The organism is Limnobaculum eriocheiris (genome assembly GCF_021010575.1).
Lineage (GTDB): Bacteria > Pseudomonadota > Gammaproteobacteria > Enterobacterales > Enterobacteriaceae > Limnobaculum > Limnobaculum eriocheiris.
In genome coordinates this window covers 1-24484 of the sequence record NZ_JAJNAG010000049.1, presented here as the reverse complement: position 1 = coordinate 24484, position 24484 = coordinate 1, and the positions used below count along the sequence as shown (strand labels likewise).

Annotated in this window: 22 protein-coding genes and 3 pseudogenes; 7 read left to right on the top strand and 18 right to left on the bottom strand. The window is 45.3% G+C overall.

What is annotated here, in order from left to right; genetic code table 11:
* Positions 1-88: 88 nt before the first annotated feature.
* The 6 genes from LPW36_RS15360 to lolC all read right to left on the bottom strand — a co-directional run bounded on the left by LPW36_RS15360 (position 89) and on the right by lolC (position 5303).
* Positions 89-226: a hypothetical protein gene (locus LPW36_RS15360; RefSeq protein WP_230611046.1), complete on the bottom strand. Its 138-nt coding sequence runs from the start codon at positions 224-226 to the stop codon at positions 89-91.
* A gap of 107 nt (positions 227-333) precedes the next feature.
* On the bottom strand, positions 334-1185 hold the full coding sequence (cobB, locus tag LPW36_RS15355) for a Sir2 family NAD+-dependent deacetylase (RefSeq protein ID WP_230611043.1): 852 nt from the start codon (positions 1183-1185) through the stop codon (positions 334-336).
* A 28-nt stretch (positions 1186-1213) separates the two neighbouring features.
* Positions 1214-2125 carry an N-acetylglucosamine kinase gene (gene nagK / locus LPW36_RS15350; RefSeq protein ID WP_230611040.1) on the bottom strand — a complete coding sequence of 304 codons (912 nt, stop codon included), beginning with the start codon at positions 2123-2125 and terminating at the stop codon, positions 1214-1216.
* Positions 2126-2150: 25 nt separating this feature from the next.
* Positions 2151-3404, bottom strand: a complete 1254-nt coding sequence (gene lolE, locus LPW36_RS15345) for a lipoprotein-releasing ABC transporter permease subunit LolE (protein WP_230611037.1) — start codon at positions 3402-3404, stop codon at positions 2151-2153.
* On the bottom strand, positions 3404-4108 hold the full coding sequence (gene lolD / locus LPW36_RS15340; protein WP_230611033.1) for a lipoprotein-releasing ABC transporter ATP-binding protein LolD: 705 nt from the start codon (positions 4106-4108) through the stop codon (positions 3404-3406). The genes lolE and lolD overlap by 1 nt, the downstream gene beginning before the upstream one ends.
* Positions 4101-5303, bottom strand: a complete 1203-nt coding sequence (lolC, locus tag LPW36_RS15335; RefSeq protein WP_230611029.1) for a lipoprotein-releasing ABC transporter permease subunit LolC — start codon at positions 5301-5303, stop codon at positions 4101-4103. The genes lolD and lolC overlap by 8 nt, the downstream gene beginning before the upstream one ends.
* Before the next feature lie 420 nt (positions 5304-5723).
* Between lolC and mfd the strand changes: the two genes are divergently transcribed.
* On the top strand, positions 5724-9173 hold the full coding sequence (mfd, locus tag LPW36_RS15330) for a transcription-repair coupling factor (protein WP_230611025.1): 3450 nt from the start codon (positions 5724-5726) through the stop codon (positions 9171-9173).
* 86 nt (positions 9174-9259) lie between these two features.
* On the opposite strand, the gene LPW36_RS15325 is transcribed toward mfd, so the two are convergent.
* From LPW36_RS15325 to LPW36_RS15290, 8 genes and pseudogenes are all read right to left on the bottom strand, one after another.
* On the bottom strand, positions 9260-10564 hold the full coding sequence (locus tag LPW36_RS15325) for an NAD(P)/FAD-dependent oxidoreductase (protein WP_230611021.1): 1305 nt from the start codon (positions 10562-10564) through the stop codon (positions 9260-9262).
* Positions 10565-10817: 253 nt separating this feature from the next.
* Complete coding sequence (gene ycfP / locus LPW36_RS15320) at positions 10818-11357, bottom strand: alpha/beta hydrolase YcfP (protein WP_230611018.1); 540 nt, start codon at positions 11355-11357, stop codon at positions 10818-10820.
* A gap of 84 nt (positions 11358-11441) precedes the next feature.
* The gene (nagZ, locus tag LPW36_RS15315; protein WP_230611015.1) at positions 11442-12491 is read right to left on the bottom strand and encodes a beta-N-acetylhexosaminidase; all 1050 of its coding nucleotides are present in this window, start codon (positions 12489-12491) and stop codon (positions 11442-11444) included.
* Between the two features lie 156 nt (positions 12492-12647).
* Positions 12648-13232, bottom strand: coding sequence for a penicillin-binding protein activator LpoB (gene lpoB, locus LPW36_RS15310; RefSeq protein ID WP_230611012.1), 585 nt, complete (start codon positions 13230-13232; stop codon positions 12648-12650).
* Between the two features lie 12 nt (positions 13233-13244).
* Entirely contained in the window at positions 13245-13595 is a 351-nt protein-coding gene (gene hinT, locus LPW36_RS15305; protein ID WP_230611008.1) for a purine nucleoside phosphoramidase, read from the bottom strand.
* 75 nt (positions 13596-13670) lie between these two features.
* Positions 13671-13823: a hypothetical protein gene (locus LPW36_RS15300; protein ID WP_230611005.1), complete on the bottom strand. Its 153-nt coding sequence runs from the start codon at positions 13821-13823 to the stop codon at positions 13671-13673.
* A gap of 178 nt (positions 13824-14001) precedes the next feature.
* Positions 14002-15408, bottom strand: a pseudogene (locus LPW36_RS15295) (autotransporter family protein).
* A gap of 46 nt (positions 15409-15454) precedes the next feature.
* Positions 15455-16417, bottom strand: a complete 963-nt coding sequence (locus tag LPW36_RS15290) for a hypothetical protein (RefSeq protein WP_230611003.1) — start codon at positions 16415-16417, stop codon at positions 15455-15457.
* 871 nt (positions 16418-17288) lie between these two features.
* Between LPW36_RS15290 and LPW36_RS15285 the strand changes: the two genes are divergently transcribed.
* Complete coding sequence (locus LPW36_RS15285; RefSeq protein ID WP_230611000.1) at positions 17289-17519, top strand: DNA polymerase III subunit theta; 231 nt, start codon at positions 17289-17291, stop codon at positions 17517-17519.
* Between the two features lie 528 nt (positions 17520-18047).
* Here the strand turns inward: LPW36_RS15285 and LPW36_RS15280 are convergent.
* A pseudogene (locus LPW36_RS15280) lies at positions 18048-18374 on the bottom strand (universal stress protein); the annotation flags it as partial.
* A gap of 109 nt (positions 18375-18483) precedes the next feature.
* On the bottom strand, positions 18484-19737 hold the full coding sequence (gene icd, locus LPW36_RS15275) for an NADP-dependent isocitrate dehydrogenase (protein WP_230610997.1): 1254 nt from the start codon (positions 19735-19737) through the stop codon (positions 18484-18486).
* Positions 19738-19869: 132 nt separating this feature from the next.
* Between icd and rluE the strand changes: the two genes are divergently transcribed.
* The 5 genes from rluE to purB all read left to right on the top strand — a co-directional run bounded on the left by rluE (position 19870) and on the right by purB (position 24180).
* The gene (rluE, locus tag LPW36_RS15270; protein WP_268991744.1) at positions 19870-20490 is read left to right on the top strand and encodes a 23S rRNA pseudouridine(2457) synthase RluE; all 621 of its coding nucleotides are present in this window, start codon (positions 19870-19872) and stop codon (positions 20488-20490) included.
* Complete coding sequence (locus LPW36_RS15265; protein WP_230610995.1) at positions 20483-20932, top strand: NUDIX domain-containing protein; 450 nt, start codon at positions 20483-20485, stop codon at positions 20930-20932. The genes rluE and LPW36_RS15265 overlap by 8 nt, the downstream gene beginning before the upstream one ends.
* Positions 20933-21053: 121 nt before the next feature.
* Positions 21054-22157: a tRNA 2-thiouridine(34) synthase MnmA gene (gene mnmA, locus LPW36_RS15260; RefSeq protein ID WP_230610992.1), complete on the top strand. Its 1104-nt coding sequence runs from the start codon at positions 21054-21056 to the stop codon at positions 22155-22157.
* 2 nt (positions 22158-22159) lie between these two features.
* Complete coding sequence (gene hflD / locus LPW36_RS15255; RefSeq protein ID WP_230610989.1) at positions 22160-22783, top strand: high frequency lysogenization protein HflD; 624 nt, start codon at positions 22160-22162, stop codon at positions 22781-22783.
* 26 nt (positions 22784-22809) lie between these two features.
* The gene (gene purB / locus LPW36_RS15250) at positions 22810-24180 is read left to right on the top strand and encodes an adenylosuccinate lyase (protein WP_230610987.1); all 1371 of its coding nucleotides are present in this window, start codon (positions 22810-22812) and stop codon (positions 24178-24180) included.
* 60 nt (positions 24181-24240) lie between these two features.
* On the opposite strand, the pseudogene LPW36_RS17880 reads toward purB, so the two are convergent.
* Positions 24241-24342: pseudogene (locus LPW36_RS17880) on the bottom strand (thioredoxin family protein); the annotation flags it as partial.
* Positions 24343-24373: 31 nt separating this feature from the next.
* Positions 24374-24484, bottom strand: a 111-nt coding sequence (locus LPW36_RS15245; RefSeq protein ID WP_230607651.1) for an IS1 family transposase, incomplete at its 5' end; no start/stop codon positions are given.

The following is a 24484-nucleotide window of genomic DNA, read 5'->3' as shown; positions in this document are numbered from 1 at the left end:
TAAGGACGGCGATTATCTGGTGCTCTGTGAATCGGATTTTACGCATGGTGATCTCCTCAGGGGACATAATCAGTATGTCAGAAGATCTCTAAAAGTGAATGGGTCGTTTTGATGGGATACTTACACCAGCACGACTGGCATGAGTGGCTCTGACAGAGCATTCCCATAGCTCGGTAACTTCCGGATACTCTGATGCATTAACCGAAAATATCAGGTTATTGTTCATCTCAACTTGCCTTTTTAATTGATTTTTTAGTTAAAGATGATCGGGTATATCAAATAATTAAGATTTAATAACAAATTTATAATCACTTATTTATTAACAAGTTACCATCATTGTTTTTTTACACAATCAGTCGCATTGGTATTTAAAAAGGTATCCTGAATATATTTCGGTACCACTTCACTGGCTAAACCATAATGCTTTTCCGTAAAGCTACTGCCAACCTGACTCTCTTCCAGATTCAGCTCTACCGTATGTGCGCCATATAAACGAGCACTGCGTACAAACCCGGCGGCGGGATAAACATGCCCTGAGGTGCCAATGGCAATAAAATAATCCGCTTCAGCGATAGCCTGATTGATTTTATCCATTTCAAACGGCATTTCACCAAACCAGACAATATGTGGACGCATAGGCTGTGGAGGTTGGCAGCAGTCACAGCGATCGTTAACCGACAGATCCCCTTTCCATTCGCTGACCCTACCTGATTTGGTACAACGAACTTTCATCAGCTCACCGTGCATATGGATAATTCGCATATTACCGGCACGTTCATGTAAGTTATCGACGTTTTGCGTAATCAGCAGAAAATTATTGCCCAAAAAGTCTTCCAGTTTAGCCAGCGCGTTATGTGCTTCGTTAGGTTGAATGTCAGGATTAAGCAGTTGGCGACGACGGGCGTTGTAGAAAGTCTGAACCAGTTCCGGATTAGTTTCAAAGCCTTCCGGAGTAGCAACATCCTCAATACGATGGTCTTCCCATAACCCATCTGAAGCGCGGAAAGTACGTATTCCTGATTCAGCAGAAATACCGGCGCCGGTTAGTACCACTACCGATGGATTCTGTCTGGCTTTCACCTCTTCACAGACAGAACAAAGAACGCTGTGGTAATAACGCATACGGTGACGCTGATGTCGTATATGTTTCACTCTGGAACGAAACAGACGGCGATGAACTCGCATTGCTACAAACTCCTTTTATTACCCGGATTTAATCCAATAAATTTAAAAACGCGGCACCACGAACACCGCCAGAATCGCCCCAGCGGGCTTTTTCAATGCGAGGTACTTTTGCCACGCTTAATAAGTGTGGCTTAATTCGCTCTGGTAACAAAGGATACATTTCATCAAAGTTAGATAATCCACCGCCAAGCACCACCAGATGTGGATCAAGCACGGTAAAAATATTGGCCAGACAAATTGCCAGTAAATTAAGGAAACGCTCAACGTGTTCAACCGCTTTCGCCTCTCCCGCACGGTAATGCTGTATAATTTGTTGAGCCGGTAATTTTTCATCAAAGAAATGCTGATACACCCATTCAAATCCCCGGCCAGAGATATAGTTTTCGATACAGCCCGCATGACCACAGCCACAGGCTACCCGGGGAATATCTCTACCCAAGACTTCCAGCGCATCAACCGGTAGTCTCAGATGACCAAACTCACCGGCAATATAATGACGACCGCTAAAGGTTTTTCCATTAATAACGATACCACCACCCACGCCGGTACCCAGAATAATGCCTAATACGCTGGCGTATTGACGAAACTCACCATCCCAGGCTTCGGACAAAGCAAAACAGTTGGCATCATTATCTATTCGCACCGGACGTTGAATTAAGGCCGCCAGATCCGCAGCCAGCGGTTTACCCATCGCCGCGGGAACATTGGCTGTAAACAGTTTTCCGGTTTCGCCATCAGGCATACCGGGAATTCCAATACCCACTTTGCCCTGACATCCCAACTGACTATCAGCTTCAATAACTAACTCAGCCAATACCTTCAATAAGGTCGGGTAGTCATCACGAGGAGTAGGCACCCGTTTCTGAATCAGACGGTGATGTTGTTCATCAAAAGCACCGAACTCTATTTTGGTACCGCCCATATCAAAACCGTAGTACATATTCCTTCCCTTCTCACTTATCAGGTTACTGTCCGCTCAATACGCGCGCAGGATCGATACGGCTGGCTCGCCTTGCCGGGTACCAACTGGCTATCAGACTCAGAATAATCGACGTCACCAACACGCTAACCACATCAAGCAAATGTAATTCTGACGGTAAGAAATCGATAAAATAGACGCCGCCCGACAGGAAATGGTGCCCAATCATGTTTTCGATCGCCTTAATGATATTAGTAAGCTGCATGGATACAATCACGCCTACCACCACACCACTGATACTGCCGATCAACCCTGCCATTAAGCCGTACCAGATAAATACCGAACGAATCAGCCGATCTTTCGCCCCCAGGGTTCGCAGCACCGCAATATCGGAGCTTTTATCTTTTACCGCCATCACCAGAGTTGAAACGATGTTAAAACAGGCAACACCAATCACCAGAATCATCGCCAGATACATAATGCTGCGAACTAACTGAATATCGCGGTACATGTAGCCATAGGTTGAAATCCAACTGCGGTAATAGGCATATTTTCCTGTCGCTTCTACCGCGCGCTTAGAGACGACATTAGCAGTAAAAACATCATTCGCTTTAAACGCAATACCGGTAACGCTGTTTCCCATATCCAGATATTGCTGGGCATCGCTCAGAGGTACCATACCAAAGCTATGATCGAGCATTCCACTTAACTGTAAAATTCCCGCAATATGCAGACGAATGCGCTGCGGCTGACCGATTTTCATCTCACCGCTTGGGTCACTGCTTGGGATCATCACTGTCACCCAATCTCCCTGCTTTACATTTAGCTCGTCTGCAATGCCTTTACCTAAAATCAGTTGCTGCTCACCGGCTTTAAACGACTTCCAGGCATTATCCTGCACAAACTGCGGCAAGGCGCTGAGTTTTTCTTCCTGATCCGGTTCAACACCGCGAACCTGAATAGCCCGCAATTGAGTGCCGCTTTCCACCAGACCAGTGAATGAAATAAAGGGCGCGGCCGCAGCCACACCGCTCGTTTGCTCAACCTTTTTCAAGGCAGCAGGCCAGTCATTAAATGGCTGATCGATGGCCTCAATTTCACCATGAGGCACCACTGCCAGAATGCGGTTTTTTAACTCACGTTCGAATCCATTCATGGCGCTCAGGCCAATAATCAATACCGCCACACCCAGTGCAATACCAATAGTCGAAATAATGGATATCAGCGATACCATTCCACTACGGCGACGCCCGCGGCTAAAACGAAGTGCGATCTTTAATGACAGAGACGCAGCAGACATTACTCAGCCTCCAGCATCATTGACTGCTGATTCAGGTGACCGTCACGCATTTCAAGCTGACGATCGAGGCGACGGGCCAGTTTCAAGTCATGAGTCACCACCAGAAATGCGGTACCCTGCTGACGATTCAGATTTCCCAGCAGTTCAAAAATACTGTCGGCGGTACGCTGGTCCAGATTTCCCGTTGGTTCATCCGCCAGTACCAGTGCCGGGTTGTTAACCAGCGCCCGGGCAATTGCCACGCGCTGGCGCTCTCCACCGGAGAGTTCTGATGGACGATGTGCAGCGCGTTTTTCCAGCCCAACCGCCGCCAACATGGCTCTGGCACGATCTTCCGCTTCAGAAGGTTTCACCTGTCCAATCATCAGTGGCATCGCCGTATTTTCCAGCGCGGTAAAATCTGGCAACAGATGGTGAAACTGATAGATAAATCCCAGTTGTGTATTACGCAGTTCGGCTTTGGCTGTTGGACTCATTGAGCTTAAGGAGCGGCTTTTAAATATCACATCGCCGGAGGTGGGTGCATCCAGTCCACCAAGCAGATGCAATAACGTACTTTTACCCGAACCAGAACTCCCAACAATCGCCATTAGCTCACCAGGGGCCATTGAGAAAGCAACGTTTTTCAACACTTCAGTTTTCAGTTTGCCTTCCTGATAGGTTTTGCAAAGGTTTACACATTGCAGTAACAAAGAATTATTCATAGCGTAATGCCTCTGCGGGTTGTACGGCGGCAGCCCGCCAGGAAGGGTAAAGCGTGGAAAGCAGCGCCAGTCCCATAGAAAACAGCGCAATAATGATTACCTGAGAATAATTGATAACCACAGGTAAACCCGCTCCGGACAGGGAACGTCCAATAAACGGCATCAGTACATTCAGGTTACTGGCCAGCAGCACACCTAATAACGAACCCAGCAATGCGCCAATAATGCCTGCGGTGGCCCCCTGGACCATAAAGACGCTCATAATGTGCCGGCGCTTAAGCCCCTGGGTTTTTAAAATGGCGACTTCCCCCTGTTTTTCCATTACCAGCAGGCTAAGAGAAGTGACAATATTAAATGCAGCTACGGCGATAATCAGGCCAATCAACAGCCCCATCATATTCTTTTCCATCCGTACTGCCTGAAACAGTTCACCTTTACGCTCCCGCCAGTCTTTCATCACCAGACCTTCTGGCAACAGCTGCTGACTGAGGGAAACCACATCCAACGGTTTTTGCATATACAAACGCCAACCGCTGATATTACCCGCGGCATAACGCATTAAACGGGAAGCGTCCTGCTGATTGACCAGAAGTTCACTGGCATCCACTTCGCTACCGGCAGCAAAGGTACCAATAACCGTAAATAAACGCTGGCTGGGAATACGCCCCATCGGTGTAAACTGGCTGGCTCCGGTCACCATGATTCGAATCTGATCTCCCAGCTTTATACCCAACTGTTCCGCCAGCTTCTCACCCAGAATCACCCGATAGCTACCCGGCTCTAACTGGGCAACATGGGCACCATAAACTGCACCCGCCAGTGGATCGTTATCTTCTTTATTAATACCTAACATCACGCCAACAGAGAGCCCTTTGGCACTTTGTAAAATGACATCACCCGTGGTTAACGGAACAATGCGTGTGACACCAGGCAGAGAAGTTAACTGGGTAACCGGATGTTCCTGAGGATTGATATTCCCCTGCCTGGTCGTGACCAGTGCCTGTGGCATCAGCCCTAAAATATTCTTTTCCAGCTCCTGCTCGAAACCATTCATCACCGATAATACGGTAATCAATGCCATCACACCGAGGGTTATACCAATGGTGGACAACCAGGATACGAACTGGCTAAACCGGTCTGACGCTCTTCCACGCATGTAGCGCAGACCTATAAATAACGCAACGGGTTGATACATTAAGATCTATTTACTCTTTTTATGGACGCTTACCTGCGGGTACTTCCGGATAAGTCAGTCAGCCAGTAATAAAAATCATCGTATTGTGACGATACGCTTTCATTGCATTATCGCTCAGGGATAATAAAGGCTGATGGCACTTTATGGAATCTTTAAGCGCTTATCTGCCGATATTTCTTCCGGGCGGATTTTACCATTGATATACCAATGGAAAAATCCCTGTCACCCAAACCTTTACACAGATTTAAATCTTATTTCACCGGACAACACCCCATAGATTAGATTAATATAGATCCCATCATGACCAGTGCCATGATGCACAACGTCGTACACACTCAGCCAGATTGATATGGGATAGCGCTTTTAGCGTCCATCCCTGCGGGTTTAATCATCTGACAGATAAAGAGATTTTATTACAGTATGTCCCTTCAACATCGTTTTACGTTACCAGAGCGCCCGGGTGACCTGCGTCAGATTGGTCATTTATATGGTTCCTCCATTGCCGTTATCAGTGCTGAAATTATTAACCGGCACGCTGGTCCGGTTCTGTTAATTGCTGCGGATATGCAGCAGGCTCTGCGAATTAACGATGAGCTGCGTCAGTTTACCCGTAAGCCCGTGACCGCGCTGCCTGACTGGGAAACCTTACCCTATGACAGTTTCTCCCCCCATCAGGAGATTGTCTCTTCTCGCCTCTCCAGTCTGTATCAACTACCACAGATGCAAGATGGTGTGATGATTCTGCCGGTTAATACCCTGATGCAGAAAGTTTGTCCTCATTCATTTTTAATGGGGCATGCGCTGGTAGCAAAGAAAGGCGATCGTCTGTCGCGGGATAATCTGCGCGCGCAACTGGAACAGGCCGGGTATCGCTCGGTAGATCAAGTGCTGGAACACGGTGAATTTGCTACCCGTGGAGCATTGTTAGATCTCTTTCCGATGGGAAGTGAAGAGCCTTATCGTCTGGACTTTTTTGATGATGAGATCGACAGCATCCGTCTGTTTGATGTGGATACTCAACGCACCCTGAATGAAGTAGACCATATTAATCTGTTACCGGCTCACGAATTCCCCACCGATAAGAATGCCATTGAGTTATTCCGTAGCCAGTGGCGTGAGCAATTTGAAGTACGGCGTGATGCGGAACATGTATACCAACAGGTTTCTAAAAGCGTCTGGCCTGCCGGTATTGAATACTGGCAACCGCTATTTTTCAGCCAACCGCTACCCGCTCTGTTTAGCTATTTACCAGAGAATACGCTGCTGGTCAGCCTGGGAAATATCGAACAGGCCGCCGAGCGTTTCTGGGTGGATGCTTCGCAGCGTTTTGAGAACCGTCGCGTTGATCCAATGCGCCCTCTTCTGCCGCCGGATAGCCTGTGGTTACGCGTCGATCGGCTATTTGCAGAATTAAAACAGTGGCCCCGTATTCAGCTTGACCATGAAAGCGTTAGCAAGAAAGCAGGCAATCTGAATCTGGATTATCAACCGCTACCGGATATTGCCGTTCAGCATCAAAATAAATCGCCATTAGATAACCTGCGCCGCTTTATTGAATCTTTTCAGGGGCAAGTCGTCTTCTCGGTGGAAAGTGAAGGCCGTAGAGAAACCCTGCAAGAGCTGTTAGCGCGCATTAAGCTACGCCCGGTGTTGATTGATGAGTTAACTCAGGCCCGGCAACCCGGCCAATATCTGATGATTGGCGGCTGTGAGCATGGCTTCCTGGATAATAACAATCAGCTTTCCGTTATATGTGAAAGCGATCTGTTAGGTGAACGTATTATAACTCGCCGTCAGGATAATCGGCGGGCAATCAATACCGATACTCTGGTACGTAATCTGGCGGAACTTCGTCCGGGTCAGCCGGTGGTTCACCTTGAGCATGGCGTTGGCCGTTACGCCGGGCTAACCACATTAGAAGCCGGTGGCATTAAAGCAGAATATTTGATCCTGACTTACGCCGGTGAAGATAAACTGTATGTTCCCGTCTCCTCTTTGCATTTAATCAGCCGTTATTCCGGCGGGGCTGAAGAAAATGCCCCTTTGCATAAATTGGGTGGCGAAGCCTGGAGTAAAGCGCGGCAGAAAGCGGCAGAAAAAGTACGCGATGTGGCGGCAGAACTACTGGATATTTATGCCCGCCGTGAAGCTAAGCCCGGGTTTGCCTTTAAACAGGATCGCGAACAGTATCAGCAATTCTGCGAATCATTCCCTTATGAACCTACGCCGGATCAGACCAATGCCATTGGTGCTGTACTAGGGGATATGTGCCGGGCTAACGCCATGGATCGTTTAGTGTGTGGCGATGTGGGTTTTGGTAAAACCGAAGTCGCAATGCGCGCGGCATTCCTTGCCGTTATGAACAATAAGCAAGTGGCTATTCTGGTGCCAACCACGCTGTTAGCCCAGCAGCATTATGATAACTTCCGCGATCGTTTTGCTAACTGGCCGGTGCGTATTGAGGTGATGTCACGCTTCAGAACCGCTAAAGAACAGCAGCAAATTTTAGAAGCTGCCGTTGAAGGTAAAATTGATATTTTGATTGGCACCCATAAATTACTTCAGAGCGATCTGCGCTGGAAAGATTTAGGATTGTTGATTGTGGATGAAGAGCATCGCTTTGGTGTACGCCAGAAAGAACGAATTAAAGCCATGCGTGCCGATGTGGATATTCTGACCTTAACCGCCACGCCTATTCCCCGGACCTTAAATATGGCCATGAGCGGTATGCGCGATCTGTCGATTATCGCTACGCCGCCGGCACGTCGTTTAGCGGTAAAAACTTTTGTCCGCGAGTATGACGATCTGATTATTCGCGAAGCTATATTGCGAGAAGTTCTGCGCGGCGGGCAGGTCTATTATCTCTACAATGATGTAGCCAGCATTAACAAAGCAGCAGAACATCTGACTCAGTTAGTGCCAGAGGCTCGTATTACCATTGGTCATGGTCAGATGCATGAGCGGGATCTGGAACGGGTGATGTCCGACTTCCACCATCAGCGTTTTAACGTTCTGATATGTACCACTATTATTGAAACCGGTATTGATATACCCAATGCCAATACCATCATTATTGAGCGTGCTGACCGTTTTGGGCTGGCACAGCTTCATCAGTTACGTGGGCGTGTGGGGCGTTCTCACCATCAGGCTTACGCTTATCTGTTAACACCGCATCCAAAAGTCATGACCACTGATGCGGTTAAACGTCTGGAAGCCGTTGCATCACTGGAAGATCTGGGTGCGGGTTTTGCATTAGCAACTCACGATCTGGAAATTCGTGGTGCCGGGGAGTTACTGGGGGAAGACCAAAGCGGTCAAATCACCACTATCGGTTTCTCACTGTATATGGAGTTACTGGAAAGTGCGGTAGAAGCGCTGAAAGATGGCCGTGAACCCTCATTAGAAGATCTGACTCAAAGCCAGACCGACGTAGAACTTCGGGTACCTGCACTGCTGCCAGACGACTATATGCCGGATGTTAATACCCGCCTGTCGTTCTACAAACGTATCGCCAGTGCAATAACTGAAGATGATTTGGACGAACTGAAAATTGAACTGATTGACCGTTTCGGTCTGTTACCCGATGCAACCCGTAACCTGTTACAAACCGCAGCCATACGCCAGCGTGCCAAAACGCTGGGAATTAAACGCATTGAGGGTAATGAAAAAGGAGGATTTATTGAGTTCAGTGAACGCAATCATGTCGACCCAAGCTATCTGATTGGTTTGCTCCAGAAACAGCCACAGCGCTACCGTCTGGATGGTCCAACCAAACTGAAGTTTAATATCGACTTAACCGACAGAATAAAGCGTCTGGAGTTTATCAGTGAATTGCTGAAGAACTTCGAACAGCACCGGTTGGCATCTTGATTAATTAGTGCTGATAACGGGTTAACTTAAAGGGGAATTCAGCCATTAACTGAATTCCCCTGCTAATCTGGTAATTAACGAAGCAATTAATGCAACTTCAGCCTTGGTCGAATAATCCGGTTAATACTTCCCACCAGTACAATCAATCCGGTTTTCACGCAGCCAAATAGCGCAACCTGATGCATACGGTACAGAGAAATATAGGCCAGACGAGCCAGTCGCCCTTCGATCATCATAGAACCTTTGGTCAGATTCCCCATCAGGCTGCCAACGGTGCTGTACTTCGACAATGAAACCAATGAACCCCGGTCAGTATAACGATAGCTTTTTAACGTTCCACCATTAAGCAGCGCCATTATATTGTGGTAACACAACGTTGCCATTTGATGTGCTGCCTGAGCCCGTGGAGGAACCGGCGTGCCATCATCCTGCATACAGTTCGCACAGTCGCCTAAAGCAAAAATAGCCGGATCGCGGGTAGTCTGTAATGTTCGCTCAACCACTAGTTGGTTAATACGATTAGTTTCCAGACCTGCAATATCTTTCATAAAATCAGGCGCTTTAATACCCGCAGCCCAAACCAGAAGATCGGCTTTAATAAATTCGCCGTCTTTAGTGTGTAATCCATTCGCATCCGCGCTGGTTACCATAGTTTTGGTTAATACGTTAACGCCCAGATTGCTCAACTCCTGATGAGCTGATGAAGATATACGTACCGGCAGCGCAGGTAGAATACGTTCCCCTGCTTCAACCAGCGTAACGTTTAGCGCTTTACTATCCAGCCCTTGATAGCCGTAACTGTGCAATTGTTTAACCGCATTGTGCAGTTCAGCAGAAAGTTCAACGCCCGTTGCGCCACCGCCAACAATAGCGATATTGACGCGTTCTTCTTCATGAGGCTGAGAAGAAAACTTCAGGAACAGGTTCAGCATTTTATTATGGAAAAGTTGTGCCTGTTTTGGATTATCCAGATAGATGCAGTGATCTTTAACACCGGCTGTACCAAAATCGTTGGAGACGCTACCCAGTGCCATAACCAAAATGTCATAAGATAAATTGCGCTCAGGTACCAGCACCTCCCCCTGCTCATTATCAATCCGCCCCAGACGAATAAACTTCTGGTCACGATTAATATCGATCAGCGTACCTAGCTGAAAGCGAAAAGCGTTGTTTCTGGCGTGAGCCAGATAGCTTAATGCATCCACACCATCATCCAGTGCACCGGTTGCCACTTCATGCAGTAGAGGCTTCCATAAATGACTGTGATTGCGGTCCACCAGCGTAACCTCCGCCTTCCCTTTACGACCCAGTTTTTTACCCAGACTGGTCGCAAGCTCAAGACCACCCGCGCCGCCGCCAACAATGACAATTTTTTTAGTTTCTGTTTCCACGTTAATATCCCACTAAAAAATAAACCACGAATTCGGGTAATGGCTTTCTCTCATCGCCTTTTAAAACAACAGCTCGATTTGATTCTCATTACTATATTGGAGACAGAATATCATAATTGGGCATTTGGTCATACCAAAATTGATGTAAATCAATTTATGCTAAAATCACACACTTTCACTGTTTTAACGGAACAGCAGGCATAAAAAAACCGGCAGTCAAAACGAGCTGCCGGCTGATTATCCGAAAGCAACATTATCGTTGCTTAAATGCTTTTATAGCCTGTAGATGAGGCGAAATTTCTTTAAACTTATGTCCTTGCTTTTCATCCCAAATCAATGGGTAATAAGGACTAAGCACCTCAGCACTACGCTGACTATCCAGGGCTTCGTCATGGCGGGAGAGAATCACTAAGCAGTTATCCTGGTTTTTAGTACGGAACTCATCCACGCACTTGGTCGCAATATCCAGATACTCTTCAGGACGGTCGATCTTTCCGGGCATATTCTCATGAGGAAACAGATTCGGATTGAAAATTGTTTGGCGAATACCGCACAAAAAACCGATTCTTTCAGCCCAAAAGCCTCCCAGCCCTACACCGCAAATCAACGGCGAGTTATCCTCCGATTGCTGAACGGCCTTATCTGTCTCTTTTAGTAAATACTGCATGTCATGACGCGGATGACGCGTACTGTAACTGATAAATCGCACGTCCGAATCAATAAACTGTAGCTGTAAGACCTTCTCATGATTCCCCGGACTGGTTGAATCAAAACCGTGTAAATAAATAATCATATTTAGCCCCACTGCCTACTGGTGTATGACGTCATTACCTTATCTTGCCCAAAAAGCGTGTTTCTGTTCAACCCTTTTATTGATTCAGCCCTGTCTTTCTTTTATCTGCTGCTTATGCTGTTCCCAGCGTTCACTTAACTCAGTCAGCCGTTTATTCGCCTGTTTCCAGCGTGGTAATGCCAGCAGGTCGCGGCGCGTCATCTTATTTTTATGATAAAGCGGAACAATACGTTCAGCATGGATACGCATATCAGCAGGTAATCCATCCAAAACGCTCACTGCACCCTGTCGGTTATTACATACCAGAATCATGTCACATCCGGCATCCAGCGCGGCCTGTCCTCGTTCGGCGTAACTTCCCATGATGGCAGCCCCTTCCATCGACATATCATCAGAAAATACTACGCCGCTAAAACCTAATTGTTGGCGCAAAATATTCTTTAACCAGTAAGGAGAGCAACTTGCAGGACGAGGATCCACTTCCCGATAAATCACATGGGCAGGCATGACCGCATCCAGCAACCCGGCAGAAAACAGATGGCGGAATACCGACATATCTTTATCAAATAGCTGCTGATAACTACGGGTGTCTATCGGTGTTTCCTTATGGGAATCAGCAGACACTGCGCCATGTCCTGGAAAATGCTTACCGGTCGCTCGCATTCCGGCACTATTCATTCCCTGGATAAACTGACTGGCCATCAGCATGACAACTTCCGGATCGCTGTGGAATGAGCGATCGCCGATTGCCGCACTGGTATGGCCAACATCAAGTACAGGGGCAAAGCTAATATCAATATCCATCGTGGTCAGCTCTGCCGCCATAAGCCAGCCGGCCTCCTGAGCCATCTGCTCAGCCTGACGATCTTCCAATAGTGCCGCAAATGATTGTGGAGCCGGTAATTGCGTAAATCCTTCGCGAAAACGCTGTACCCTGCCGCCTTCCTGATCCACTGCCACTAACAGTCGGTGATGTGAAGCCTCTCTGACCTGACGAACCAGTTCGGCTAATTGCTTAGGATCGTGAAAGTTACGCGCAAAAAATATCAAACCACCCACTAAAGGATGCTTTAGTATCTCACGCTCTTCGGCATCCAGCTCATAGCCGACAACATCTAACATCACTGGTCCCACATTAACCTCACTTTTAATACTTTGAATGAATATAAATCTGAACGGGTTATTTAATTCATTATGTTTAAAACAACGGTCCCGTTATAAAAACAGGCTAAACCTGCACAACGCAGATTTAGCCTTTTAGCCAGATGAGTCGGATAGCAATTCAACCGATCAACGCTGGGTGTTGCCCTGACCAGACCAGATAATTTCGCCGGTTGAAGTCTGCAACAGTTGAATCATGATTTCCGGCAGACTTGGGTTACCACTGGCAGACGTATAAACCACATATTTAGCCCCCAGATAACGCGCTAAACTGACTGCTTTTGCCCGAGAAATTAAACTGTCATCCCCTTGCAACCCCAGGGCCTGACGCGCCTCATTGAGCTTACTTTCCGGTACCAGCTCAAAATGGCTGTTAGACTGCATGGCTTCTTTTAATGCATCCGTCGCATCTACCGTTGAGATGCTGCCGGAAGTGTTATTTTTTACCTGATTCAACAATAAAATACCGCTGTCAGTTTCTGCTGCGGAAGCACTCACCATTTTATTAACTAGCGGCTGTACGCTGGCCATCCAGTTAATCGGTGCCTCCGGTGGCGGCAACGTTGGTGGCGTTGGCGGAGGCTGATATGGCGGTTGAACTGGCGGTGGTGGTGGCGTTACCACTACCGGCGGCTTAGGTTGAGGTTTAGATCCCTGACAACCAGCAAGGGCTAACACAGCTAAACCTAACCCCAAAAATAAAATCTTTTTCATTCTTAGCTCCAGTTAGCGGGATAGCATTGGCCCAAGAACTTTACCACCCAACAAATGCATATGGATATGGTAAACTTCCTGACCGCCATGGCGATTACAGTTGACTATTAAACGATAACCATCTTCAGCAATGCCTTCCTGTTCAGCAATTTTAGAAGCCACTATCATCATTCGCCCCAGCGCTTGCTCGTGTTCTGGTTTCACGTCATTTACCGTTGGGATCAAGATATTAGGAATAATCAGAATATGGGTTGGAGCCTGTGGAGAGATATCCCGGAATGCCGTTACCAGTTCATCCTGATAAACGATATCTGACGGAATTTCACGACGAATAATTTTACTAAAAATAGTCTCTTCAGCCATAAGTGCCTCTTATATAAAAATAAGCATAAGTCAGATGCTTTCAGTATGAGTGGGATAATCCTGCTGTTTCAAGTTTTACGATAAGTGAAAAGCATCAATAATCAGCGTCAAGCCTGCAATAGCTGCAATCGCAATTAAAAAATAGCGTAGATGGAATCGTGTCCCTCTGGACGCCAGTACCAGACAACCAACCAGAATAATTATGCGAAAAATTGACTCTGAATCCATGATACCTGTCCATATAGCCGGAAAGCATTAACAACAACTAATTAAATATTGGGAGGATTATAGCCCGAATCAGCAGGGAGCACTACGGCGCTTCGGTAATGACCGAAAATATTATAAAAAACGGCCTCCAGAGGAGGCCGAAAAAATATAGATAGAACACTCTACTATATGTTAATGATTAGAAACGACCCTGAACACCTGCATGTACAGTATAGCCATCTAAATCACCTTGGAAGCTGCGCAGATATTTTGCATCCACATAGAACGACGTGTTCTTAGCGGCGTTTGCAGTGATACCAGCGCCTGCTTGCCACCAGGTAGAATCGAAATCAGCTTTAAAGTTAGTATCACCAACTTTAACCGTTGGATCGCTACCAATGGTAGAGACCGCATCCAGCGTCAGATAAGGCTTGAAGATTTCACTGTCTTTGTCCATAGCCTGGTCGCGGAAGTAACGAACACCGGCACGCGCTAAACCACCGTTATAATCATCACCTTCAACTTTAGAAATACCATCATTGAAACTTTCTGATTTCAGGTACTGATAAGCTAATTGACCCTGTGGTTCAATTTTCCAGTTTTCAGTCACGGTAAATGGTTTGCCGCCTTCCAGAGAAACAACTACACCATAGCTATTCTGGCTGGCATCAAGCTCGCTGTTATAGCTATTATCGTAGTAAGTAAACTGAGATACGGCATCGATATAACCACCGTCCTGAGCATAGCGAGTATAGTAACCGCCGATGCTATAGGCATTAGTTGTGATATCACCGGTGTTGACATTTGTACGCTGAGTATCTTTAGCCTTAGTATGTTCCTGGCCTAAAGTTACCGTTAAACCGCCGGTAACATCAGTACCTGCCTCAGTCGTTCCCTGATAAATATCACGGCCAAACTGAGCAAACATGGTATCAACATCATAATTGAAACGACCAGCCGTGGACTCTAAGTGAGAACCACCGAAACGGCCCTAGGTCTTATTGTCTACACCTTTAGAGATTTGCTGAGTATCGCCCATACGCTCATGTAGGGTACCAACGGTCTGATAACCGTACAGCATATTGACATAAGGTGCTGCTGCATATCCTGGAATTTCCGGACGATAGTTATCCGGTAAGCCTTCAGGAATAACAGGTAATCCAGTATCCGGATTGACTGGCAGCGCCTCTACAGGTGGAAGTATCTCATTACGTAAATACCAGTCGTTACCATCAGTACCAGCGGCGTTACCTTCAAACAGGGTATACTCATATACGCCGATCTTAACGCTGTTACCTAAGCTAAACTTAGAAGTGCTGTTACCGTCAATTTGAACAACTTTAATACCGTCATCAACGGTATATGCACCAGAACCATAAGTGGTAACAAACAGACGGTGATTACCCTCTGCATCTCCCGTTACGTGAATAAGGTCAGAGTTGGTGCTGGTGTTACCTTCATTCAGTTCAGTGTGAATGTAGAAATCACCGCTACCTGACAGGCTGCCGGTTTTTAACACTCGGTTATAGGTGGTGCCGGTTGGTACAGCAAACTTCACCGAGCTGTTTGCCATATTTAAAGAGGTAATGCTTGAAGAATCAGTCATATTCCAGGTCGTGTCTGTCGCCTGTAACTTGATATCACCATTTGCTTTACCGGTAAATTCTGAACCCGTTCATGGTAGTATCTAATTTAGCACTACCCTCTGTATTCATATCACCAGTGATTTTAGAATCTGCAAATGTTGAGCTCCACTCACCACCGGTTGCTTTAACCGCATTACCACTCGCAATACTCAGTTCTGAATTGATAAAACTTAATTTACCCGTATTACCAGCACCTTCCAGCAAGATCAGATCTGAAGCAGAAGTTGTGGTTAATTTACTTCTTTGGCTACTGTTTCCAATGGCGATTTCTGAACCATCTTTAGCATAAACAGCAGATTGAGCAGATGTAATTTCTGCACCACCCGCTAAATTAATTTTACTGCCAGCATCGGTAGCAGAGATACCGGTTCCTGCAGAATTAATTTTCGTAAGCCCATTCAGACTTACCGCGCCGCCAGACTTGCTTATGATACCGGTACTGGATGCACCGTGAGTATTAATCGTTGTCGTAGCCGATTGAGTTACAGCACTCCCTACTCCATCAACATAAATACCTGCGCCATTGCCAGGAGTAGCAGATACTGTGACATTTGAAATTGCAGGCAAATAATTGACAAGTGAAATAGTTACATCGGAACCTGAATCAATCATTAAATTGCTATTAAGTGTAATTGTACCGCCTTGAGTCGCCTGGAGACCATTACCGTCAAAGGTGTAGATATTCTTAACCTGACCAGTAACATCCGCAGTAGCGCCTTCAACCATTACACCGCCTTTAGCAAACAAGCCATGTACGTTAGTATAAGATACATACTCACCATCAGGCCCATTAAGAGACAAGTTTCCTGTTGTAGTTACAGTTACAGCTGCTTCATTAGTTGGACTCGCAATAACTAAATTCGCATTCGCAGTACTAGTGTAACCAACAGTCATAAGCAAAGCCGCCGCAGGGAAAGCTTTTGCTACAAAAACAGATAACGGTTTCAATTTCGAATTAACTATCGACATATCTAAAATATCCCTATTGATAAATATTATTGCACCAACTTATTTCATTAAAATAAATCATCGTACAACAATATTGTTTTCAATTAACATTGTCTTCTTACACCTGGAGGCCTGAACATCCTAAGTAATATAAGAAAAACCTCAAACAAACTAATATATAAACTTTTAACAACCCAGATAATGCTAAAAGCATAAAGAGCACAGAGCTATCTCACCATAAGCATCCGTTACTCAATTAGAATCCGAAAGGACTATAATGAATATTTAAAAAAATAAAGATAAAATTACCTCGGTATGTATTTTAAACAACCGCACTCAAAATACACTCACAGTATCAAAGAAAACAAAAACCTATTTAAACACGTAAAAATAATTTATTAAAAATAAAATAAATACATAAAAAACAAACAGTAACAGAACTCATATCAATAATAGATCACATTTTTATATTTATTGAAAAACAAATATTCTTTTTATATAAAAGAAATAAAACCATTGCTACAGAGCGCCGTCCCAGACCAAGCCAAAATGAAAAAATTAAACAGAAAGTAATTAAAAATTAATAACAATAACCTTTAAAAAAGAATAAACAGCAGGCATAGCCAAGCTCGAAATTAGTGGGAAAACTGACTAACCACTAATTAAAAGCATTAACTAAAAGCAATTATTACTATAAGTAAGCATAATGATTAACTAATATCGATAATATTCCCAATTACTAAAATGGTCGATATTGTGAAAAGAGTGTTTTTCACTCTTCGGACGTCTTAATAATAGATAAGCAGACACAGAAAAATAATAATAAAACTAACACAATGAAATCACCCGAAAGACAAGCTATAATAGCGGTCAAATATAGAGGAGTTTAGGTATGAGCTACAATCTGGCAGACCTTCCAAAAGAAGAGCGTGAAAAGGTTGATGTTGATCTACATGCATCAGGGGTTGCGTATAAAGAACGCTACGGTATGCCGTTCAATTTTCGTGAAATTGAAGCGTTAATTCCCATCAGTCTTCGGGAGTACTTTAAACAGCGTGTTGACTTTTATCGAAGTAATCCTTACCGCTTAGGTAAGCTACCTCACGTTGCGAATGAAAAGTAACTAACTAAATTTATCTGGCATCGACCCGATGGAAGAAGCAGTCAACAGATAGGCTCTTTTTTGGGCCGGGTTAACCACTCGCTTTATTGCGTTTGCCGCTAATCAACAAGCCTGTATTACCCTGCTTCAGGTATAACCTGTTTACTTGCTTCCTTTCATAACAAAACCATTAACTTACCTACCGGTATCGTTTAATAAAGCCAAACAGGCTCTGTAATTTTAGCTGTCCAGTTTGTTCTGTTATTTGTACAACTCAAAAAATGTAAGTTCGCTCCATCTATTGATGTTTATCATTATGTGACTAAAATCACAGTCACAGCATCATTTCGTGATAAATATCACATTAAAACTTTGAAGGAGGGTACAAATATGAAAACGATGAAATCAATGTTTTCTCGCCTTAATCAGTTGGTTAATGAACTATCAAAGCCAACTTTTTACTAAAGCGAACTGGGGCAGCTATAGCTGATCTTCCCCAACCACAAAGCCACCGTCAGGTGGCTTTGTATTTTCATCAAACATGCATTCTTATCTTACTACCAGAACAGAAGTATTCGCGTATCTCACAATACCTGATGCATTTGAGCCTAATAGGTGAGTGGTAATATTTGGTCGCCTCGATCCAATAACAATCAAATCCGCTGCCACCTCACTGGCTACAACCGCAATCTCATCTCTGGGTGAACCAAACGCTATAGAGTAAGAAACTTGCCCTTGCGGAAGATCTATTGATTCGACTAACTTCCTAAGGTCTTCTTCTGCTTTGATTGAGGCTTTGTCCTTAAGCTCCGGATAGCCTAAAGCATAAGAGTTAATAATGGCTGATGAGATTGGTAATACGTGAAGTAACCTCATACTGGTACATCACCACGGATAACATCAATGTTTTGATAATAGATAGCAAGCTAACAATAAAAAACGGGAGCACTCAGGCTCCCGTTAATATTTGTGACACTTTTAGCAATTACATGCAGGCAATCACATCTTTGCCAAACTCGCTACAGGAGCGCTCTTTAGCGTCATCCATCATACGGGCGAAGTCATAAGTGACAGTTTTATTCTTAATTGCCCCTTCCACGCCTTTGATGATTAAATCAGCTGCTTCAGTCCAGCCCATATGACGTAACATCATTTCAGCCGACAGAATCACTGAACCTGGGTTAACCTTATCCTGACCGGCATATTTTGGTGCTGTACCGTGAGTCGCTTCAAACAGTGCGCAATCATCACCAATGTTGGCTCCCGGAGCAATACCAATACCGCCAACCTGTGCAGCCAGCGCATCAGAAATATAGTCACCGTTAAGGTTCATGGTTGCGATAACATCATACTCTTCCGGACGCAGCAGAATTTGCTGCAGGAAAGCATCCGCAATAACATCATTGATAATAATGCTTTTACCCGTCTTAGGATTTTTCACCTTTAACCATGGACCGCCATCAAGCAGTTCACCGCCAAACTCCTCTTTCGCTAACTGGTAACCCCAGTCTTTGAAAGCGCCTTCGGTGAATTTCATGATATTGCCTTTGTGCACCAGCGTAACGGAGTCACGATCGTTATCAATGGCATACTCTATTGCGGCACGAATCAGACGTTTACTTCCCTCTTCCGAGCACGGCTTAATACCGACACCACACTGCTGCGGGAAACGAATTTTGGTTACACCCATTTCTTCACGCAGGAATTTAATCACTTTATCTGCTTCAGCGGTGCCCGCTTTCCACTCAACACCCGCATATATATCTTCCGCATTTTCGCGGAAAATCACCATATCGGTCAGATCGGGGCGTTTAACCGGACTTGGCGTCCCTTCAAAATAGCGCACCGGACGCAGACAAATATAGAGATCCAACTGCTGACGTAGTGCTACGTTCAAAGAACGAATACCACCACCAACAGGCGTTGTTAAAGGACCCTTAATAGCGACTTTATATTCACGAATTAAATCCAGCGTCTCATCAGGTAACCAGACGTCTTTACCATATACTTGAGTTGATTTCTCACCAGTATAGATTTCCATCCAGGAGATTTTGCGCTCGCCGCCATAAGCTTTCTTTACTGCTGCATCAACAACATCAATCATGACAGGCGTTACATCAACACCAATACCGTCGCCTTCAATATAGGGAATAATAGGATCTTGCGGAACTGTGAGTTTGCCATTAGCGTTAACTGTAATTTTTTTACCTGTGGCAGGAACAACTACTTTGCTTTCCATCAAACTCTCCTCTGAGGACATGTTTGTTAATTTTTTGTAAGATGCACACATGATACTACTTGAATACTTTCAGTCCGCCAATCAAAAACTTTTTCAAGTATAATGATTTAACGATTCAACACGCGAAATGTCATGTTAAAGCTAGCAACTAAAAAAAATTCTGCCACTGGCAGAAGACAAAAAACCGTCAACCGTGCGTCAAAAGGCTCACGGCGCGTAATTCTGTTCAATAAACCCTATGATGTGTTACCACAATTCACTGACGAAGCCGGCAGAAAAACCTTAAAAGATTATATTCCTGTAACCGGTGTTTATGCCGCAGGAAGGCTGGATCGCGATAGCGAAGGCCTGCTGGTTTTGACAAATGACGGCAAATTGCAGGCGGAATTAACACAACCGCAACATAAAACAGGAAAAGTCTATTTAGTCCAGGTGGAAGGAATTCCTGACACTGAAGCGCTGGAAAAATTGCGTAATGGTGTCATTTTAAACGACGGGCCAACTCTTCCGGCAGGTGCAGAACTCATTCCTGAACCGGATTGGCTATGGACAAGGGATCCGCCGATCCGCGAACGCAAAACCATTCCAACCAGTTGGATAAAAATCACCCTGTACGAAGGAAGAAATCGTCAGGTTCGCAGAATGACGGCTCATGTTGGGTTTCCAACCCTACGGTTAATCCGATACAGTCTGCATAACTGGAATCTTGATGATCTTGCCCCTGGCGAATGGAAAGAGGTGAAATATGTCTGACGACCAATATAAACCCCATGTCACCATGGCCTGTGTGGTTCAGGCTGAAAATCGATTTTTGATGGTAGAAGAACGGATCCACGGTTTGCCGACATTAAATCAACCTGCTGGTCATCTGGAAGCCCATGAAACATTATTAGAGGGCGCACAACGGGAACTATGGGAAGAAACAGGCATTAATGCGGCACCGCAATCCCTGCTACAAATTTATCAGTGGATCGCCGGCGATGGCACGCCGTTTATCCGCTTTACCTTTGTCATTGATTTACCTGAAATACCCGAAACTCAACCTCACGATAGCGATATTGACCGCTGTCTGTGGTTAACCGCAGAGGAAATTATTCATGCGCCTAATCTGCGTTCTCCTTTAGTCAGAGAAAGTATGATTCGCTACCTGAAACCTGAACGCTACCCCCTTTCAATACTGGAAAACTTTAAATAGCGAAAAAGCGTTTATGTTAAGCGGTGCGCCAGCGTTATCAACGTGCTAAAATGCTGCGCTGCAAAGCAGTCCCAACAATATATTTTGTATCACCCTGGTCATAACAGTACGCGAGAGCCCCATGTCAGATAATAGCCAGAAAAAAGTCATTGTCGGAATGTCCGGCGGTGTTGACTCCTCCGTTTCAGCCTGGTTGCTACAACAGCAAGGCTATCAGGTGGCCGGTTTATTTATGAAGAACTGGGAAGAAGACGACTCCGATGAATATTGTTCTGCTGCCACCGATCTGGCAGATGCTCAGGCGGTCTGCGATAAATTAGGGATTGAACTCTATACCATCAACTTCTCTGCGGAATACTGGGATAACGTATTCGAACATTTTTTGGCTGAATACAAAGCGGGTCGAACGCCAAATCCGGATATTCTGTGTAATAAAGAGATCAAATTTAAAGCATTTCTGGAATTCGCCGCAGAAGACCTTGGTGCAGACTATATCGCTACCGGCCACTATGTGCGCCGTCAGGATGTTGATGGTAAAAGTCGCCTGTTGCGCGGCGTAGACGCAAATAAAGATCAAAGTTACTTTCTTTATACCCTGAGCCATGAGCAGGTTGCTCAAAGCCTGTTTCCTGTAGGCGAACTGGAAAAACCAGAAGTTCGTAAAATTGCAGAACAGTTAGATTTAGCCACGGCGAAAAAGAAAGACTCTACGGGAATTTGCTTTATTGGTGAACGCAAGTTTAAAGACTTTCTCGCCCGTTATTTACCGGCACAACCGGGTGAGATTGTTACTGTCGATGGAGATAACGTTGGCACCCATCAGGGATTGATGTATCACACTCTGGGTCAACGCAAAGGATTAGGTATTGGCGGTTTGAAAGACGGTGGTGAAGATCCATGGTATGTGGTTGATAAAGATCTTATTAACAATCGTCTGATTGTTGCACAGGGTCACGACCATCCCAGCCTGTTTTCCACGGGTTTGATTGCCCAACAGTTACATTGGGTCGACCGCAATGAAGTCACCGCAACTTTCCGCTGTACGGTTAAAACTCGTTATCGTCAGCAGGATATTCCTTGTACCCTGATCCCCCATGGTCCGGATCGTATTGAAGTTCGTTTTGACGAGCCCGTAGCAGCCGTTACCCCAGGACAATCTGCCGTTTTTTATCAGGATGAAGTCTGCCTTGGCGGTGGTGTTATTGAAAAACGTTTACAGGATTAATTGTGGCAAAAAATTATTATGATATTACCGTAGCGCTGGCGGGTATCGCCCAGTCAGCGCGTCTGGTTCAGCAATTGGCCCACAACGGTCAGTGTGATAACGATGCCCTTTCTGTTTCGCTAAAAAGCATTCTGGTGACAGATTCCCCCTCTACTCTGGCTGTTTTCGGACATGAAAGCGACCTGAACGTCGGGCTGGATACCTTACCCTGCGTGCTCACGAATAATCGCCAGGAACTTAGCGCAGAAATCACTCGTTATGTGCTTAGTCTGATGGTGCTGGAACGTAAACTTTCTGCGAATCCTCAAGCGCTAAATGATCTATCTACCCGAATCAGCCTGCTCGATCGTCAACTGGCGCATTTTGATATTGAATCAGAAACCATTATCAGCGCCCTTGCCAGTATCTATGTTGATATTGTTAGCCCTCTGGGGCCGCGCATTCAGGTAACGGGCTCTCCAGAGGCGCTGCAAAAACCACTGGTTCAGGCTAAAGTTCGTGCGGCGCTGTTAGCCGGTATTCGCGCCACGGTACTTTGGCAGCAGGTTGGTGGAAGTCGCCTGCAATTTATGTTTTCACGCAATCGCCTGTTACAGCAGGCCAGAGAAATTGTTGCTCATCGTTAAACTTTCAGACTTCAGGAGTCTTACTGATGGAATTATCTTCACTGACCGCCGTATCCCCAATTGATGGACGCTACGGAGATAAAGTCAGTTCATTACGCTCAATCTTCAGCGAATTTGGCCTGCTTAAATTCCGAGTTACCGTAGAAGTTCGCTGGCTACAAAAACTGGCTGATTGCGCACAAATCAAAGAAGTTCCTGCTTTTAGCAAAGAAGCAAACGATTACCTTGATAAAATTGTCGCTGACTTCAGTGAATCCGATGCCCTGCGAATTAAAACCATTGAGCGAACCACTAATCACGACGTTAAAGCCGTAGAGTATTTCCTCAAAGAAAAAGTGGCAGCGATTCCTGAGTTACAGGCAATTTCAGAGTTCATTCACTTCGCCTGCACTTCTGAAGATATCAATAACCTTTCCCACGCCCTGATGTTATCGACTGCCCGTCAAACGGTGTTATTACCGGCCTGGCGTGAAATTATTGATTCAATAAAAAATCTGGCCACGCAATATCGGGATATCCCTCTGCTTTCCCGTACCCATGGCCAACCGGCAACGCCAAGCACTATTGGTAAAGAGTTTGCTAATGTTGCTTACCGTATGGAACGTCAATATAAGCAACTGAGTCAGGTTGAAGTTTTGGGTAAAATTAACGGTGCAGTAGGCAACTATAATGCTCATATGGTGGCCTACCCTGAAGTAAATTGGCACCAGTTTAGTGAGAGTTTTGTAACTTCGTTAGGCATCAGTTGGAATCCTTATACCACGCAAATTGAACCGCATGACTATATTGCTGAACTGTTTGACTGCGTTGCCCGTTTTAATACCATCCTGCTGGATTTTGACCGTGATATCTGGGGTTACATTGCTCTGAATCACTTTAAGCAAAAAACTATCGCCGGAGAGATTGGTTCTTCAACCATGCCTCATAAAGTGAACCCTATCGACTTTGAAAATTCCGAAGGTAACTTAGGATTAGCAAATGCCGTATTGGGCCATCTGGCGTCTAAACTCCCGGTATCCCGCTGGCAGCGGGACCTGACGGACTCTACCGTGCTGCGTAATCTGGGCGTTGGTATTGGTTATGCGCTGATTGCTTACCAATCCACCATGAAAGGCGTCAGCAAGCTGGAAGTGAATGAAAGTAACCTTCAGAATGAGCTGAACCATAACTGGGAAGTTCTGGCGGAACCTATTCAAACCGTGATGCGTCGCTATGGCATCGAGAAACCTTACGAAAAATTGAAAGAGTTAACCCGTGGTAAGCGCGTTACCGCTGAAGATATGAAACTCTTTATCGATAAGCTGGAATTACCTGAAGATGAAAAAACGCGTCTGAAGGCAATGACACCAGCAAACTATATTGGCTATGCAGCGAATATGGTTGATGAACTGAAATAGCTAATACATAAATAATGATAAATACAGGGCGCTATGATAGCGCCCATTTTTTCGATTCAATTACTTAAGATCGTTCAGGCTGGCGCCAAAATTGATATGTAAAACTTCATCACCAAGTACCAGAGCCGGCACACTTTTTACGCCCGCTTTCTCTGCATCAGCAATTTTCTCACTTTCCGGTCGTGACGCAGATTTAGTGGTAATGATTGATCGTCAGATACCATCCGATGATCTTATCGTGCATTTCTTCTGACTTTGAGAAGCAGATAGTCTTGCGGGTCAACCGTTTAAGATGGGTTCGCAA